General features: G+C 56.2%; 12 protein-coding genes, 1 tRNA gene and 2 pseudogenes. 6 read left to right on the top strand and 9 right to left on the bottom strand.

The window, feature by feature from the left end; translation table 11 throughout:
• Window positions 1-151 precede the first annotated feature (151 nt).
• A complete protein-coding gene (locus ACRQ5Q_RS08470; protein ID WP_439397066.1) occupies window positions 152-790 on the bottom strand; it encodes a hypothetical protein in 639 nt (212 codons plus the stop codon).
• 38 nt (window positions 791-828) lie between these two features.
• Between ACRQ5Q_RS08470 and ACRQ5Q_RS08475 the strand changes: the two genes are divergently transcribed.
• From ACRQ5Q_RS08475 to ACRQ5Q_RS08485, 3 genes are read left to right on the top strand one after another with little or no spacing between them, the layout of a single operon-like run.
• Window positions 829-2,478 carry a recombinase family protein gene (locus ACRQ5Q_RS08475; RefSeq protein WP_439397068.1) on the top strand — a complete coding sequence of 550 codons (1,650 nt, stop codon included), beginning with the start codon at window positions 829-831 and terminating at the stop codon, window positions 2,476-2,478.
• The gene (locus ACRQ5Q_RS08480) at window positions 2,478-3,377 is read left to right on the top strand and encodes a plasmid partitioning protein RepB C-terminal domain-containing protein (protein ID WP_439397070.1); all 900 of its coding nucleotides are present in this window, start codon (window positions 2,478-2,480) and stop codon (window positions 3,375-3,377) included. The genes ACRQ5Q_RS08475 and ACRQ5Q_RS08480 overlap by 1 nt, the downstream gene beginning before the upstream one ends.
• Window positions 3,370-4,308 (top strand): plasmid partitioning protein RepB C-terminal domain-containing protein, encoded by a 939-nt coding sequence (locus tag ACRQ5Q_RS08485; protein WP_439397071.1) that lies wholly within the window; start codon window positions 3,370-3,372, stop codon window positions 4,306-4,308. The genes ACRQ5Q_RS08480 and ACRQ5Q_RS08485 overlap by 8 nt, the downstream gene beginning before the upstream one ends.
• A gap of 200 nt (window positions 4,309-4,508) precedes the next feature.
• Here ACRQ5Q_RS08485 and ACRQ5Q_RS08490 read toward each other — a convergent pair.
• The 8 genes and pseudogenes from ACRQ5Q_RS08490 to ACRQ5Q_RS08525 form a co-directional block, all read right to left on the bottom strand.
• Window positions 4,509-4,862: pseudogene (locus ACRQ5Q_RS08490) on the bottom strand (transposase); the annotation flags it as partial.
• An 820-nt stretch (window positions 4,863-5,682) separates the two neighbouring features.
• Window positions 5,683-5,874 carry a hypothetical protein gene (locus ACRQ5Q_RS08495; RefSeq protein WP_439397073.1) on the bottom strand — a complete coding sequence of 64 codons (192 nt, stop codon included), beginning with the start codon at window positions 5,872-5,874 and terminating at the stop codon, window positions 5,683-5,685.
• Between the two features lie 132 nt (window positions 5,875-6,006).
• Entirely contained in the window at window positions 6,007-7,599 is a 1,593-nt protein-coding gene (locus ACRQ5Q_RS08500; RefSeq protein ID WP_439397074.1) for a phosphotransferase family protein, read from the bottom strand.
• Window positions 7,596-9,761 carry a hypothetical protein gene (locus tag ACRQ5Q_RS08505; protein ID WP_439397075.1) on the bottom strand — a complete coding sequence of 722 codons (2,166 nt, stop codon included), beginning with the start codon at window positions 9,759-9,761 and terminating at the stop codon, window positions 7,596-7,598. Before ACRQ5Q_RS08505 ends, ACRQ5Q_RS08500 begins: the two co-directional genes overlap by 4 nt.
• A 1-nt stretch (window position 9,762) precedes the next feature.
• Window positions 9,763-10,383 carry a hypothetical protein gene (locus tag ACRQ5Q_RS08510; RefSeq protein WP_439397077.1) on the bottom strand — a complete coding sequence of 207 codons (621 nt, stop codon included), beginning with the start codon at window positions 10,381-10,383 and terminating at the stop codon, window positions 9,763-9,765.
• Between the two features lie 92 nt (window positions 10,384-10,475).
• Window positions 10,476-10,552 (bottom strand) — tRNA-Arg (locus ACRQ5Q_RS08515).
• A 418-nt stretch (window positions 10,553-10,970) separates the two neighbouring features.
• A pseudogene (locus tag ACRQ5Q_RS08520) lies at window positions 10,971-11,111 on the bottom strand (non-homologous end-joining DNA ligase); the annotation flags it as partial.
• 70 nt (window positions 11,112-11,181) lie between these two features.
• Window positions 11,182-12,834, bottom strand: coding sequence for a hypothetical protein (locus tag ACRQ5Q_RS08525; RefSeq protein ID WP_439397079.1), 1,653 nt, complete (start codon window positions 12,832-12,834; stop codon window positions 11,182-11,184).
• Between the two features lie 241 nt (window positions 12,835-13,075).
• On the opposite strand from ACRQ5Q_RS08525, the gene ACRQ5Q_RS08530 reads away from it, so the two are divergent.
• The 3 genes from ACRQ5Q_RS08530 (at window position 13,076) to ACRQ5Q_RS08540 (ending at window position 17,147) form a co-directional block, all read left to right on the top strand.
• On the top strand, window positions 13,076-15,079 hold the full coding sequence (locus ACRQ5Q_RS08530) for a multicopper oxidase family protein (protein ID WP_439397080.1): 2,004 nt from the start codon (window positions 13,076-13,078) through the stop codon (window positions 15,077-15,079).
• A gap of 154 nt (window positions 15,080-15,233) precedes the next feature.
• Complete coding sequence (locus ACRQ5Q_RS08535) at window positions 15,234-16,598, top strand: tyrosinase family protein (protein WP_439397081.1); 1,365 nt, start codon at window positions 15,234-15,236, stop codon at window positions 16,596-16,598.
• A gap of 21 nt (window positions 16,599-16,619) precedes the next feature.
• Complete coding sequence (locus ACRQ5Q_RS08540; RefSeq protein ID WP_439397082.1) at window positions 16,620-17,147, top strand: hypothetical protein; 528 nt, start codon at window positions 16,620-16,622, stop codon at window positions 17,145-17,147.
• Window positions 17,148-17,246: the final 99 nt, after the last annotated feature.

Genomic DNA, 17,246 nt, shown 5'->3' on the forward strand with positions numbered 1-17,246 from the left:
GCGTTGGGCGGTCCCGCTAAGGCAATCAGTGGTCCGGCAGAACCAGCGACCACTTTGTTAGCGAGGCGTGAGAGCCCTCGAATTCGAAGGCCTCGAGAAACGACTTGGCTCGCCTCCGCAGCGTCGATGAAGCCAGTGGCCGTCACGGTAGCTACGACGCCGTCTGTTTGTGCCGATATCGTCCTTTTCTGCGCGATCCGACGTACTCAAGGAGTTGCGCTTTCTGAAGAGCACCAATGTCCCGACGCGCAGTTTTCAGACATACCTCCCATTCCGCTACGATTTCCTTGGCGCCGCACCGACCTCCTTCCGCCAGACGTGCCAGAAACCAGCGTTGTCGTTCGCTGAGCTCAATTTGATCAGGGACATTTATGGGGACACGTTTAGGGACACGTTCAGGGTCATCTTTTTGCGCAATTGCTAGCGGCTTCCTGCCAGCGGCTTCGCCAGCGACATAGGCCTTTCGAGCTGTGGCGAGCGAGAAGCGATCAACCGGATCGGATGGCGGATGTGCCGCCGGGCTTTCGATCAGACCAAGAACGAAAGCCCTGATGATGGGCGACGAAACTACGAGACGTAGGAAATACACTGTATCCGGGCCATGCTGTGCCGACAGCCAGTGCTTGACGCTTCTCTCGCTCGCGTCGGTTTGGTGCATGAGTTGTTTGATCGCCCTATGGCTGTCACCGTGCTCCTTGCGCAGTAGATCAGCCATAGCCCGCGCGTAGGGCTCGCGCCCGCCGAGAACACCCGTCCATATGGGTAATCTCCTGCCCTTTTTCAGCAACATCTTCCGTTCCCTCCGCGGCTAGATTTCTTCCTTGCTGAATGGCTGCACAAATCAGTTACGTGCTGTGGCGGAAATTCGCCGGGACCTCCGTTGCCGGAAATCAGAAGGCGCAAGTTGTGACGAGCCGGACCTTCTACGAAAGTAACCAGTTCAAACAGCCGGAACATCCTATTTGGGCCGCAGAATACGTTCGCATGTCGACGGACCACCAGAAGTACTCGACTGAAAATCAGTCGGATGCAATCAAGCAATATGCCGAAGCCCGCGGGATCAAGATTGTACGAACATATGTTGACGCGGGAAAAAGTGGCTTGAAGATCGAGGGGCGTGATGCGCTCCGACAGCTCATCAAAGATGTACAATCCGGCAACTGCGATTTCACGTTGGTTCTTGTCTATGATGTCAGCCGCTGGGGCCGATTTCAGGATGCCGACGAAAGCGCCTATTATGAATATATCTGTCGTCGCGCGGGCATCGCCGTCGAGTACTGCGCGGAGCAGTTTGACAACGACGGCAGCCCGATCTCGACCATCGTCAAAGGCGTCAAGCGCGCGATGGCCGGCGAATATAGCCGTGAGCTTTCTACCAAAGTGTTTGCGGGTCAGGGACGACTGATCGAAAAGGGCTACCGTCAGGGTGGTGCGGCAGGATTTGGCTTGCGGCGGACCTTGATCGACGAACATGGCGCGATCAAAGGAGTACTTGGGCGCGGCGAGCAAAAGAGTATCCAGACTGATCGCGTGATCTTGACCCTCGGCCCCCAGGAAGAGGTCGCTCTAGTTCGCAATGTTTACGAGGCTTTCGTTCATAAGGGGCGCAGCGAGGGAGAGATTGCTGCCGATCTCAATGAACAGGGTATCACAACCGATCTTGGACGTCCCTGGACCAGGGGGACAGTCCATCAACTTCTGATCAATGAGAAATATGCCGGGGACAACGTTTGGAATCGTTGTTCCTTCAAGTTGAAGAAAAGGCGAGTGCGCAACGAGCCGGGCATGTGGATTCGGGCGTACAATGCATTCGATCCGCTCGTCGAACGCGAGCTTTTCGAAGCTGCGAGAACGATGATTCACGCGCGCTCGTTCCGCCTTAGCAACGAAGAGATGCTGGAATCGTTGAGAGTTCTCTACCAGCAGAAAGGATTGCTATCGGGAATTATCATCGACGAATGCGATGCTCTGCCGTCGAGCAGCGCGTACAGTAGCCGCTTTGGTAGTCTACTTCGGGCCTATCATCTGGTTGGATTCACGCCAGATCGCGATTATCGCTATGTCCAAATTAATCGCGAGTTGCGGGAACTACACCCGTCGATTCTAGGTGGTGTACTCGATGGATTGCGCGCTACCGGCAGCGATGCTCAACAGAATCTCCAAACCGACCGAGTGATCGTCAACGGCGAGTTTAGCGTCTCCGTGGTGATCGCCAAAAGCTTAGAAACGCCGACTGGTCTTTTGCGCTGGAAGCTGCGGTTCGACACATCGCTTGCGCCGGATATCACAATCGTCGTTCGCATGGACAGCGCCAATCGTATGCCGCTCGACTATTATCTCTTCCCACGGATCGACATGTTCTCAGAAAAAGTTCGCCTGACTGAAGCTAATGCTCTTGATCTCGACGCGTATCGCTTCGATGATCTCGCTCTTCTATTCAATATCGCAACGCCCATCGCGCTCGCGGAGGCTGCCTGATGTCTGCCGTTCATCAGAATCAAATCGAGATGATCCCTATTTCCCGGATCAACGTGCTGAATCCCCGCGCACGCAACAAGCGCCAGCATCGAGAGATCGTAAATAATATCGAAGCGATCGGCTTGAAACGGCCAATCACGGTAAGCCGTCGCGATGGGGACGGCGGTCTCAGATATGATCTCGTCTGCGGTGAAGGCCGGTTGGAGGCGTTCCAGATGCTCGGGCAGACCGAGATCCCGGCCGTCGTTATCGAGGTCAGCGAGAGCAAATGTCTGGTGATGAGTTTGGTCGAGAATATCGCGCGCCGCACGCCGCGCCCTATCGACCTCATGCGGGAGATCAGCGCTCTTCGATCGCGTGGCTACAGTGATACGGCTATCGCCGAAAAGATCGGAGTAGGCTCATCTTGGGTGAATATGACCGCCTCGCTCCTTGAGCGCGGTGAGGAGCGTCTAGTGGCCGCGGTCGAGACAGGCCTCATACCGATCACACTCGCAATGGAGATTTCTAAGGCCGAAACGGAACAGGCCCAAAACCTTCTTCTTGACGCTTATGAAACGGGACAACTGAGGGGAAAGAAGCTTGCTGCTGTCCGGCGGATGCTTGACATGCGGCTGCGGACTCAGGGCAAGGGGTTGCCGGCAGGGCGCCTCGGACGGAAGACGAGCAGCCGGCGGATGACGGCCAGTGACTTGATGCAGGTCTATCAACGTGAAGCAGAAAAGCAACGTTTGCTGGTAAAGAAATCGGACTTTGCCCAAACCCGGCTCCTCTTCCTCGTTGAAGCACTGAAGGATCTGCTCGCCGACGAGAGCTTTATAAATCTGCTGAGGGCGGAAGGGCTGGCTACGATGCCTCGAGCGCTTGCTGCCCGCGTCTCGGGAGGGGATCATGCTTGAAGCTCAAGAAATTCGGCAAGATAGCTCGATCCGCCTCGCTTTTGAACGGAACTTCGTAACCATTCCCGTGTCAGCCATCGTTCCGCTTAAGACATTGCCGGATGGCGCTAGAGAAAGCAGGACGTACTCTCAGGTTTTGAGCTCCATAAAAGCTATCGGTTTGATCGAGGCGCCGGTTGTCATGGTAGCTCCGAAGAAGTCGGGAGCGTGGTTTCTTCTCGATGGCCATCTACGGCTTGAAGCGTTGAAGGAGCTTGGCATCGCTGAAGTCGAATGCCTACTAGCTACGGACGACGATACCTACACGTATAATAAGCGCGTTAATCGCATTCCACCGATCCAAGAGCATCGGATGATCGCTCGCGCTATGGAGCGGGGAGTGTCTTCTGCGGACATCGCGAATGCCTTGAACCTCCAGGTCGAATCTGTCTTGCGGCGATTTCGGCTGCTGGAAGGAATTAGTTCAGAAGCTGCTGACATGTTGAAAGATACACCCTGTTCGATGAAGGTTTTTGATATTCTGCGTCAGATGTCCGCCGTGCGTCAGATCGAGGCTGCGGACTTGATGATCGGTCAGAACAATTTCACACTAATGTTTGCTCGAGCGCTGAGGGCGGCGACACCGGAGAGCCAGCTTGCTGCCACCAAGAAGGGAAGAGGAGCCGGCGCCTCTACACCTTCAGGTCAGCAGATTGCACGCATGGAACGGGAATTGGCTGCGTTGCAAACTCAAGTAAAATCGGTCGAGGATACCTACGGAATTGAAAACCTGCACTTGACGGTAGCGCGTGGCTATATCGCAAAGCTTCTAGCCAACAAGAGGATTGTTCGCTGGTTAGCAAATCATCAGCAGGATTACCTTATCGAGTTCCAAAAGATTGCTGAGATTGATACGCTCGGCGCGATCGAACCTCGGTCGGCTGAAGGATGAAGCTAAAGAGGCCACTGTTTTTGTTTGCAGTTCCTTAACGACCTCTTCAACGGTGTATCTCACGGCTAGTCTTCCGGGTCGTCGGTCTTGGTCAGACGAAGCCATTCCGCTTCGCCGGCCGGGGTGATGCGATGCTTCCCTTCGGCAACCTCAATGTAGCCGCATGTGACGAGGCGGCTTATGATCTGACCTCGTGCTCCTTAACGTGGACGGCTCACCTCGAGCTCGGCAAATGCTCCGAGCGCCGCAATCTCGCATTCCTCTGAGGTAAAGGCATCGAGTGCGTGGCCGATTGCTGCGCAGACAGCGTCGACGGTTCGCGCGGCAGCTTTGCGGATCAAGTGCTTAAGCTTGGCAAAGACTTGTTCGATCGGGTTCAGGTCTGGCGAGTATTTTGGCAGGAAGAAGAGTTTGGCGCCGACCAAACGGATGAGCTGGCGAACCACTTTGCTCCTGTGGCTACCGAGATTATCCAAGACGACGATGTCACCGGGCTGAAGGGTCGGCAGGAGAACCTTCTCGACATAGGTGCGGAAATCATATGAATAAATTGGTTGTCGGCGTAGAGCGACATCACAGCATCTGGGTCTAACCCGCCGGATTTCAGCCCGGTCATAGTGTTTGTCGCCTCAATCGCGGCGCCGATCATGACGTCGGCCAGTTGGACCGCAGGGCTGGTCTTGGAGTCGACCTGGGTGACTTCCGTGAGCTTCAGCGGGAATTTTAGGGACGCAATCTCCGTCTGGTGAAACTCGACATTCTGCTCATGATCGATGAAGCTCTGAGGGAGCTCGTGGTAAGTCAGCAGATTTTTCGATTGATCGTGTTCAACCCGGTACGCACCCTCGGCCATCGCTTCCATTCGATTGATGAGCGACTGTAAGACAACAAGGGCAGCGTCGGTGTTCACGCCAGGCGTCGCAGTTGCCGCCAGACATTCTGGCGCGGCATATTTAGCAAGGGGTCCTAAGGCCTCCGGCAGCTCTTGCCATCGGGTCGCGCGCACGGCATCGACCAGGGCCGTCAAAGCTTCTGGTGTCTTCGCCTTGGCGGCGTGCTGGAACGCTGCCAGCATGGCGTCGAACGCAGCTTCTCCGAGGATTGTTGGCCCCGCCGTCGTGAGCAGTGATGCCATCGCATAGTTCTGCCCATCCTTATAAAAATCGACACCGCGCTCATAGTAGAAGGGCTCGTCGGCATAATCCACGAACATAAGCAACAATAGAAAGCGCTTATCGCAGACGTAAGTCACCGCTTTGAAATGCGACAGGACATCCCGTTGCAGAGCGAGCAGCGGCTGGTGATTGGCCGATCGACGCGAGAGTGTGCGGTACTTGAGTTCCGACGCCTGCAGCCTCGGAAGGTGCTGCTTTATCAGCCGAGGGCATCATCGTCGCTGATCGCAATGGCAGAGGCGCCCTGGAAGCGCTGATCGAGGTTGAGAAGATCGAACCCCGTGTATCCGCTTTCGTCGATGCGAAAGCACTCTATATCCGAGCTTGCTGACACTGTTTTGCGTCCTTCGTTGTTGCGGCGCTCAATCCTCTCGCAGATCCGCGACGCCAAGATCGCGCGCGAAGCCTCCATCTCGCTAGGCGGTTCGCTGGCGCGTCGCCCGCAGCTCTGAGTGGATGGCAGCCGGCGGCACGCAGGGTGTCGCGCCTCCGGCTGCTGGCGAACAGGTATGAGCCCCGACGGCTAACCTTCCGCACAACGCGCCGAAGCGAGCGCAGCGGCCGCAAGAACCTTCCTTTGGTCAGGACGCCAGCCTGCAGAGACCCCCAGAAGCTTCAGCGAATGCAATCCGACCGCGACAAAGTAATTTAGGGCCAAGGGCCTGCTAAACCGCGCGACTGCTGCCTTTCGCAACTCCCGGATCGGCTCGACATATTCCGGTGCCCCGGCAATGACCTGATCGGGGCCTCGGAACAGTTTCATCTCGACTTCGACGAGATCCATCAGCTTGAAGTCCGGAAACGCTGTTTTTCTGAATTCAAGTCGGATCGATGATTCGAGTGATACGAAGTCCTTGTAACAGTGGTCGAGACCAGCGTATTCAAAGTCGATCATTGCAAGGTTTCGACCAGAACTATCAATGAAGATATTATTCGCGTTCAGGTCGCCATGACCGAAGCACAATTCAATCTCTCCGGCCCCCTTCTTAGCAAGGGTGCGGCGTAGTGATCCGCACTCGAATGTGCCGAAGCGGATTGCATCCGTTGATACGGTGCTCGACACACCTTCCTCGGCGCCCACCTCCGTAAGAACGCCGCGCAATCCGGCCAACCTCCTATCATCCTTCGATAGCCTATATTCTTCGGAATTTGAGAAGTAGTCGTCGAGCCGCTGCGGCTTGGCTTTCTTCAGCGTGTACCAACCGGTGGTGTTCGACGAAAAGATCCTTTGAACCGCCGTTGTAACGGCAGTCCCGTCGCCCTCCTTGAGCTTATCGGTAAGGGTCACTACGCCATCAGCGCGCCCAAAGGCGAACGCGTAGCAAGCCCCCGCCCATTCTCCTGCCTCACCATACCCGATCAGGTCAACACGCATATCGTGCGACAATTGCAGGCGCACGAACGAATTGTAACGTGTCGCTTCGTTCGAAACATTCGCCTTGCGGCTGAACTTGAGGATGAACGGGATATTTTCGTAGCGCGTGGACCCAAAGAACTCCAAGCGGAATACACTTGAACCCGAAAACCCGCCGGTCAGTTTATGAAGACGGACCTCGATGACTTCGTCGTCGAGCTCGTCATTCAGGAAACCTGCAATGCACTGCTCGATGATCGAGGCGAGCTCTGGCTCGACATCCGCAAACTCAGGTCGCACGGAGGGCGTGGTGAAGCTTAGATTCTTGAATGGCAGGCGTTGTACCCGCGATGCCAATGTCTTTCCGAGGTAGTGTTGGTATTCAATATTAGAAAGATGCGTCTTTGTGATGAGCATATCGGGGTTCGGTATGCGTACCCCGAGTTGGTCAATACTGAAGGTTGCCAGGCTGTAAAGCGCGAACACCGTGTCGGTGTGGTCGGGCTTCAGACGGCTGATCTGCTCTATGCCGAGATTATCCCTTGCCTTGCCTGGACCGCCCCCAGGCACTTCGAAGACATTGTCAAAGATGGCGATATGAGGCCGCTTCTTCAGATGGGAGGCGACATCATCAAAGTTTTCCTCGACGTGAATGTCGATTTCGACACCCGCGGCAGCGAAGGCAGCCTTCCAAACCGCAATAAAGCGGTTCTTGCGATCGCGGTCGTCCTCAACAAGCAAGACTCGAAAGTGACGCTTCATACTGCACCTTCGTTGTCGTTTAGGGGAATGGAGAATGCCACGCCGAAGAGCGAATTGCCGAATCCGTCATCAACCATGGGAGCGGCTGACGCACTGCCGCCGACCATCCGCAATTGAGCGGCCAACAAGAACAGACCGAAATGATAGGTCGCCGACCGGCTGTCTTTGATCGGTGAGATGCAGACTTGGGAAAGGCGGACAGCCTGCTGCAACGCGGCTTTCGGCCTGTAAAGGATCTTCATCGTCGCGATTTTGGATGGCTCATCATAGTCTGTCTCGATACTCACATCTTCGATCAGAAGAGGTGAATGACCGGCATTGGAGCCCAAGGTGTCGAGAATTTCCAGGACGAGCCCGTAGGAACGCGGCGATGCTTTGTGTTCGCTTCCTTGCTGACTGACCTTCTCGCACAGGGTCCTCATGAGAGGGGAGGTCGTCAGGGTTGACATCGCGCTTACCATCGCATCCGCCAGTTCATCGATATTATCGACGTTCCGGAAGCGGTTTTCGCTGTCTTGAACAATCGAGTAGGAGGACAGGAGGGAACGGAGCTGGTCCGCCCGCTGTTCGTCCGTCTCCTGTATCTCTCTGATGATCGCTTCAATCCGATGACGGGCTGCATGTACGTAGGACATTCGCGATAGCCACGAACGGTCATTGGCCAGCTCGATCCTCCGGATGACTTCTCCACATGTGATCGACACGCGCTCGAAATATTGTCCCTCAGTGACCAGTCTCTTCGCGCGCGACGAGGCAAACTCGATCACGGCGCTTTTGGTGCTGCCCACCCAGATCGGCCTCGCATGGGTGGCATCGCTGAATTTGCCGATATCGTTCGTGAGGAGGGGCTGCTCGCCCGTCTCGGCCGAATACTGATCCCGATGCTCCTGCCATATCGGCTGATCCGTGACATACGATTTGACGCATAACGAGACGTCGTTCGTCTGAGGGATCGTAAGGTGGCGATAATTCGACGGAAAGCCTACCGAGGCGATCTCGACGAACTCCTTGTTGAAGGGGTCAAAGCGCCAGACCGCTATTTTTTCGGCCTGGCTCGCTTGGATCACTTCGCGAAGGAACGGTTCCAGAATGTTGCGGATTTCGCGTTCAAGGGCCGCACGAGTCTCGACTGGCGAAGTTCCGAGGCGCTCCTCCGCATCCTGCGACGACCTCATGACTTTGAATAGCGGATCTTCTCGTTCAGCAGATGCCTGCTCACGCAAGCTCGTTGAAATGAGTTTCGTCGCATTATGAACCGCATCAAGACTAAGCCGATCGCCACCCTTTATGAAGATCAGAACCGCTTGCCGAGCAACCTGAAAAGCCGTGTCCTGACTGCCGCGATCCAAGAACAGGTGCTCTTCGGTCAGGGTGTTGATGCAATAATACGTCTTTGGCTTATTGATATAACCATAGTTGATGGACTTCCGCGCGATCGAACCGAAGAGATCCTTCAGGAAGTCCTTGTTTTTCGAAATGCTTTTCAGCACCTTGGACGAGCCGCGGTCGATATCGATGATATCTTCGATCTTTTGGACGTCCTCCAGTTTTAGAAACGGGTTTTTCTGAAGCCCGAGCAAAATATCTATACCCAGGCGTTGCCGGATTTCGCCGAAATGGTGATCGTAATCAATGATCTCGCGGCCCGTCTTGCTCCTTACAAACTCGCGCACGAACCGTCTGGAAACACTTTCGATGAAGTGCTCCCGGGACCCGCTCACGTGGTAGAATACCAAAAAGGTGCGTCGCACCTGCTCCACGAAAAACCGGCTGATTTCCGGGTGCGGAACCCAGCGCACGACCGCGCTCTCGGAGAGAACTTCTTCCGTGTATTCCTCCGCGACCTCTAAAGCTCGTTTCTGAAGATCGGTTCTGTGACCGAATCTGCAAACCTCTCCATCGCAGATCTCGAACGCGAGATAAGGAAAGAGCAGATAAGGCGTCTCGGCGGCATGTGGGTCGGAGAAATGGCGCGGTTGCCGCATATAGAACAGAAATTTTCCGTCCTGCGGGATTGCGCGGGCGATTTCTGAGATCACCTCGTCGACGATGTACATCTTGTTTGAACTGAGCAGTTCATCTTGGAGATGCAAAATTGATTGCAGGCTATCTTCCACGTTAAACTCGCTTTGATGGGCAACCAGTGCGCGAATATCCGTCAATCTAGAGGGGTCTTGAGGCCAAGGTAAAGGCCAATCGTGATGGCCATCGCAGGTTTACAAGCGTCTGAAATGTTGCTGTTATTTGGAGACCCGGTCGGACCGCGATCTGATCTGTAATCGCGTGTCCGCTTCGTGGAGCGGCGCCCGAAGGGTCGCATTCGGAAGGGCCATGGCTCATCACCGAGTGGCTTCGGAAATGATCACATCCGCGAACCAGCAGCGCCATTACGATTGCCATTGCTGACGGCGTTTCCGACCTGAGATGCTGATTGAGCGCCAGGCGGCAAAGAGCGAGTCCGCCGAGGGCCGGCTGCTGGCTCTGCAGAAGGAATTGACCGACTGCGAAGATCGCACGAGGCGGCTTTATCGCTCGATTGAAGACGGCATCGTCGAGCTCGACGATATCCTGCGAGAGCGCACCGCCACTTTGAAGGCTCAGCGCGACCGGGCCAAAGCGGTCCTCGATCATGCTCGCGGTCAATGCGGATTGGCGGCCGCTGTCAATGCAGAGAAGATCGACGCCTTCGCGCGACTGACGAACGCGAAGCTGGACGCGGGCGACACCAATACACGCAAAAGCTATATCCGCTCGATCGTCGACGCGGTCGAGGTCAACGACCAAGCCATCCGGATCATCGGCAGCAAGGATATCTCCAAGCCGCCATTGCCGGCAAACAGACCGAGAACGCAAATGTTCGTGGTTTTGTACGCAAATGGCGCACCCGACACGATTCGAACGTGTGGCCTTCTCCTTCGGAGGGCGACGCTCTATCCAGCTGAGCTATGGGTGCCTACTGCTTACGCAGTGCTTACGCGGATTTTGCGTATGAGTGAACCTCAACGCGCAGGCCTCGCAAGCCATTGCAGTACAATACTCTATCTTCGTCACTTTTCGCACCAGCCGGCTTGACACCTGCCTTCGGAGAGCAACGATGCCAGTCGTGATCATTCCCTCGATCCGCCAGAAGTACGAGGCGAAGATCACGCTCGATCACCGCCTAAGTGTGCTCAACTATGAATGATCGTGAGGACGGGCCGCGAGTGGGATTGTTGTGCAACTGGGGTATGTGTCTGGGTGGGCGCTGTAATACGTGACCGTTCGTGTTTATCCCAATATCTCAAGCCTCGTCCCGCACGATGCTCCTATAGCACGGCAAATCACGGGATTCATCCGATGCCCTGCCTTTCGCCCAGCGAGCGGATAAAGGACTATCTCCGCGGCCGCTCGCCTTCGCTCACGACGTCCTTCGGCTGCTTGTCGTCCCTGAGTCCGAGATAGGCGAGTTGGCGAAGTTCGCCTTTGCTCGTCCATTCCGCGAACTTCACCTCGGCCGCCAACGCCGGCCGGACGCACCGATCTATCACGAGGCAGGCCAATACTTCGATAACCCTATGTTACATTTTGCTCTTGTCGGACCCGTTACCGCGTTGGCAATTGCAGACTGGTAAGCGTTCGCTGCGCGACTTCGGCGCCAAGGCCCCAAAGGAATAGCCCAAGGTATTCGTACATTCCTGCGGATCCGAAGGTCGGGACTTTAATGTAAAGCGAATAGAGGCCGGTCAGGCAAAGTAGCAGCAGCAGAGCGAGCCCGAGCACCGGCCTCAGGATCCAAAATCGAAACTTCGTGCCGACGGGCGAGTCTCCGGACAATACAGCGATAAATCTCGCAAACCGATCGCTCCACGTGGGCGACCCGTCGTTGGCAGGACGCTGACTAGCCGGGAGGCCTGGTGTCACGGACAAGAGAATATGATCGAATACGACGCGAATGTCAGGCGCCTGCAAAGCCGGCTGCGGTGCTGCGGCTGCGTCACGAACCTTTTTCCTGATCGCGTCAAGGTTCTCCAAAGCTTTCGCGCGATCGCCCGCCATGGCGGTGTTCCGCGCAGCGGTCAAGTCGGGAGCGATTGCAGCACTTAGCCCGGGGATCTTCAGCGCCTCGACTTCGGCCGAGTCAAGCCGAGCCAAGACGTCCACTTGCTCATCCAACTGGTTTAACCTCTCGACGAGTTGCTGCTCGGTTGCTGAGCCTTTTTCGATTAGATGTTCGAGCAGATCCGCCTGCTCCTTGAGGAAACTGGCGCTTACCGCGCTTCGCACGCGGTTCATATCGGATCGTATCCCATACAATCGCTGCAGCGCTTTCATTTGCGCCTTGATGGCTGGCGAATCCAGTTCTCGCGCCCATCTACCGACGATAACGCCGACCAAAATAAGAAGCAGCGGCAGGATCGGCCCGTCTCGAACATTGACGATCAGCGGTACGGTAAGGGCTTCATCAGTTGCCGGCACGCGAAAGCGGACCGATCCGTCATAGGTATCGGCAGCCAGCGCGTTATAGTTGATTGTTATGGGGACTTCGGCGGTGCCGCTGCCCGGAATTGTCCCCACAGGACCGAGACTCACGTCTCGAGTAACATCGTTGCTCTTGTTGTTGGTGCCGCGCAGGAGCACCAGCGTATCGATGCGCTGGGCCGGAAGGGGCGACTGATTTTCGAGCCTGATTGGTTGCGTCTCCGCGGTGGCCGAGTTGCTTATGAATTCACGCGCTATCCAGCAAGTCCACGCCCAATCACATCGAATGAGATTCCATTGTGGAGCGGTGCCGAGTTGTGCCAGCATAGGGCGGATGCCGACCTCGACCTCAATGCGGACGTTCAGTGCATTGGCTTCGTCGCTGTTGGCCCAAAGCTTTAGCATTCCTTTGTAGTGGCCAGGTCGCGGGATATTGGCAACTGTGATCCGCACATCCTGCACGGCGCCCGCGTCGATCTTAATGCCGGCTTGAATAGTGACATCCGCGCGATTGATGAAAATCTGATCATTGCCCTCAAGCGTTAGATGGGTCGACCGCATATTTAGGTCGATCTTCACAGCAGAGGAAGTTTGCAGCAGGAGGTTACCAAAGAGATTGGAGATCGCCTGTCCTTTTTGGAACGTCCCCCTAACAATCAGTGGATTTTCTTCCGCGTTTGCCAGCACGATGGACGGCTCTGCGAAGGATACGCTCGACGTCATCGCGAAGTAAAAAGCCAAAACACTGACTGCGGCCACGCGCAGCATCATAAACATGTCGATTCGTCCAAAGTCTGCGGCCGAATTGCTGTCCGAGCCAAATTAATGTTCAAGCCAAACATCAGGCTTGGTGAAATTAACGTGTCGCGATCATAAGTCGCAAAGAGGTGGGTTGCAACCGGGTGCAAACCATTGCATGATCCGTGATGGGTCCGCTGGATTGGGAAGTGTTCACGGCGAAGGCACAGGCCGCCGGGCAGGCGAGATTTCCATCCTGCATCCCACATGAGGGGAGAGAATGCTGTTCGCCGCATTGCCATGTCGCATTGCAATACTCCACGTGAGCGTGCGGGCTATGCGCCGGATGCTGTTGCTTCCCGCCAGTGCATTGTTCCTCTGCACCCCTCCCGGCGTCGAACAGCATGCCTCGGCACAGAGCAGCGAACGCATTGTCGTTGCGCCTCCTACCGCGCTGACGCACCGGCCGCGCACTGGCACGGTACCCTCTCCCTTCTTTGCCGGGACAGTTAACGCAACCGGCGGTGAGGCGCGAATCGAGTTCAAGATCGACTACAGCAATGCCACGATCTACAACCCAGAGACCAACAAGAACGATCCGGTACGGCTGCGCAGTTATCGCGACCTCCACGAGACGGCAGCGCCTGCGATCCCATTCGTTTCGCCTACCATCGAAGTCGCGCCGGGCGAAACTGTGCGCATCACGCTCAAGAACGACCTGCCATCGTCTGACTCGAGCTGTCCGGCGTCGATGCCTGACATCAACGTCCCGCATTGCTTCAACCGTACCAATCTACACGCCCATGGACTCTGGGTGAGCCCGACGGGAAATAGCGACAATGTCCTGCTGAGCATCGCCCCATCGGTGAGCTTTGAATACGAATACAACATATCTCTCGAGCATCCGGCCGGAACGTTCTGGTATCATCCGCATTTGCACGGATCGACAGCCTTGCAAGTGTCAAGTGGAATGGCCGGATTTCTTATCGTGAGAGGATCGCGGCTGCCGAGCGCGCAGACAAGCGGCGATGTCGATACGCTTCTGAAGGGTGCCGACGGCCTGCCATTTACAGAGCGGCTTGTGCTGCTGCAGCAAATTCAATATGCATGCCGTGATGCTTCCGGCACCGTCCAAGAGACCGTGACGGGCAAGTATGTCTGCCAGCCGGGGCAGGTCGGTGAGATTGAGGGATACGACCAGTTCGGGCCCACAACATGGCCGAAGTCAGGTCGCTTTACCACGATCAACGGCCAAGTAGCTCCGGTTTTTACGGGCGCGCAAGTTGGGCGTATTGAGCGCTGGCGAATGGCTCACGCCGGCGTGCGCGACACCGTCCAACTGCAATTCAAGAAAATGCGACCCGGTGCGCCCGACTTCGCATCGCTCGACCCGACCCAGCAACTGAACTGGATCGAGCAGAATTGCATTGGCGCTCGCCTACCCCAATTTGGGTTCGCCAGTGACGGCCTTACACGAGCAAAGATCGGCGAACGCGACACCACCGTGTTGCAGCCTGGCTATCGGGAAGATCTCTTGATGGTCTTCCCGGAGGCGGGCGATTATTGCGTGCTTGATGACATGGCGGGTCCGTCCGGCACCGTGAATGCCACAACGAAAATTCGGAAATTTCTCGCGCGCGTAAATGTCGCCATGGGTCAAGCGGTGGGCGCCGACGCCAAGGCGTATCTCCAGGCAGAATTGATGGCGGCCGCCAACCGTACCATGCCGGAAACGATCCGACAGAAGGTGCGGGACGATCTTGCCAATGATATGCGGCTCTTCTCTTTTGTGCCGCATCCAGATGTTGCGGATTCCGAAGTCAAGGGACGCCAGACGCTTCAGCTTAAGATCGACGTCAGTTCCGGTCTCAAGTTCTTGGTCGATGGTAAGGCTTACGATGCCACGCGGATTGATCGAACCTTGCCGCTGGGAAGCGTAGAAGAATGGTCCCTGACGTCAGGTACTAGCCCCCCGGTCGGACACCCATTCCACATCCATGTGAACCCATTTCAGATCGTGAAAATTCTTGATCCGGGCGGCAACGATGTCAGCAGCGCAGGCGAGAGCAACGATCCTCAATACGCCAACCTTAAGGGAGTCTGGAAAGACACGCTGTTCGTCAAGCCCGGTTATCAGGTTGTCATCCGAACGCGCTATCGCCGTTACATTGGTGATTTCGTCCTACATTGTCATATCCTGGATCACGAGGATCAAGGGATGATGCAAAACGTTCGCATCGCTGTTCCTAATGGGGCCGGTGGTGTCGTGACGAATCATCATTAGAACTGTTGTCGCGCAGTCAAGAAGTTTAGAGTATTCTTTTCCATGAGAAGAGGCCCGGCCGTCAGCAGTCGTGCTCGCCGCAAGATGTTTTACACCATGTTCTGATGTGCAGGTTTGGCGCCCCGGGGGGCGCGCATGTGTCGAGGAGGAAAAAGTGCCCCTTTTTTTATATCGCTTTCTTTCGGCATCAATCGCGCTGCTCCTGGTCGCATCATTTGCCCACGCGGCAGATCTCCGTACCAGAAAATCCATCGATGACCTCTCGGCCGATGAACTTGAAACGTACATCCATGCGGTCAAGAAGGTCCGCGACAAGAGTACTACGGACCCGCTTGTGCAGTTCAGCTACGCGCATATGGCCGGGCTGCACAATATACCCGCGCTCTTTAACGGTGCGTGCATGCACCACACCTACAATTTCTGGGCTTGGCATCGCGCGCACCTGATCAATTATGAGGATGCGCTACGGGCAAGTGATCCGCCACGAACCGCAAACGTAATGGTCCCCTATTGGGATTGGACTAAAAAGCCGAGTGGCAAGCGATTTCCTGTCGTCTTTGAGAATGATACAGCCGCAGTGACAGCCCACTATGGGCGCCCCATCGATCCGGCACTGCTGACGATTCTATCCAATCCTCCGCGCAACTCAGCGCCGAGTCAGCCATGGTTCCCGTGGCCGGTCGTCTCCACGGCGGCTCGAACAGGGACGGCTTCCTTTTTGGGTACGGCATCGGATGGCGGCGATTTTGAGAAAGATATCCATGATGCGATGCATGGCTTCGTAGGCGGTGCGCTTTGCTGCCCGTCATCGGCAGCGGACGATGTGATCTTCTGGTCGTTTCATACGTTTTTCGATGTGGTCTGGTGGTGGCGCCAGCAATCGATCACCGATGTGCCGCCATGTGAGGATTGCGTTCTGAACGGCATGGCGCCGCAGACAGCGCTGCGTCCAGATGGGCCGACAATGGCCAAGAACGTGACCAACCCCGCAGCGCAACTCGGTTATACATACCAGTTCACGCCTGATGCGGCTCCGGTCGTGCTGGCATCGACCTATAGCGATCGGCTACCGGTCCTGGCCGAACTGTCGTTGCAAAGGCCGGCCTTGGTGCGCGAATTTTCGGTGAATGCCCCGGCGAGCACTTCCGGCAAGATCGCAGTCGCGCTTCAGCAGGTGGCCGCTCCGGCCGATATAGCCTATATGGCGTTCGTGTACGTTTATCCCCGAGGTGCGGCATTCACCCCCGCGGACGCTCAATTTCGCAACCGCTATCTCGTTGGTCACGTCGCGCGCTGGCCCAGCCAGCATGCGCAGGCCGGTCATGCGGACTCCAGTGACTATTTGATTTCGGTCGACCTCGCTTCGTATCCCGCTGTGCAGGCCGCAGCCAGCGGCCCGCTCACTGTCTCGGTTGCGATCCATCCGCAGGCGCAAAAAGGGGGGCCTACTCCGTTGGCGCCACAGGCGGATGCCGATTTAGAGCGCAACACAAAGATTGGGTCCGTGTCGTTCAAATAGCCGCAATCTGAGTATATTCTGATGTCAGTCACCCCTTACTTCGAATTGCACATCAAGCCCATGTTTCGCGCCATCGATCGCGACCACATGCTGTGGAAGCTTGACCTCTGGGACTACGACAAGGTCGTGGCTTTGGCGCCGCGGATTGCTGAAATGCTGAGGAAGCCTCCTCCGAATTCCATGCCCACCAAGGCTTCGGGCGGTCCATGGCCTGAGGGATGGATTCAGGTTTTCGAGGCATGGGCTGCGCAAGGCTTTCAGCGGCTGCAGCGAACTGATGGTCAGTACTCCGCGCGGAGGCTCGGCAATGGGCAGGTCATGGTGAACGTCTCAGTCCAATTGCAGAACGGCGGCGCGGATGCCTGGATGGAGCGCGAACAATCATTGTCGCCGTCGGACGTAGAATATACGCTGTGCCTAAGACCCGCCCCGCAAGGCGTTAACGAAGCGCCGAGGACCAATCAGTTCACCGAGATGCTGGGATCAACGGTTCAACAGGTGTTCATCACGGATACAACCGGGCGCCGCAACATCGTAATCCAGACTTGATGCCCATTCGGCGAACTCTCGAGGCGCAGACAGAATGAATTCGATACACGCGGGCGAGATGGCTGCAGCGAGCACTCAGACTTTTGGGTGGGAGAGACT

The organism is Bradyrhizobium sp. PMVTL-01, from assembly GCF_051861855.1.
In the GTDB taxonomy this organism is placed as follows: Bacteria; Pseudomonadota; Alphaproteobacteria; order Rhizobiales; family Xanthobacteraceae; genus Bradyrhizobium.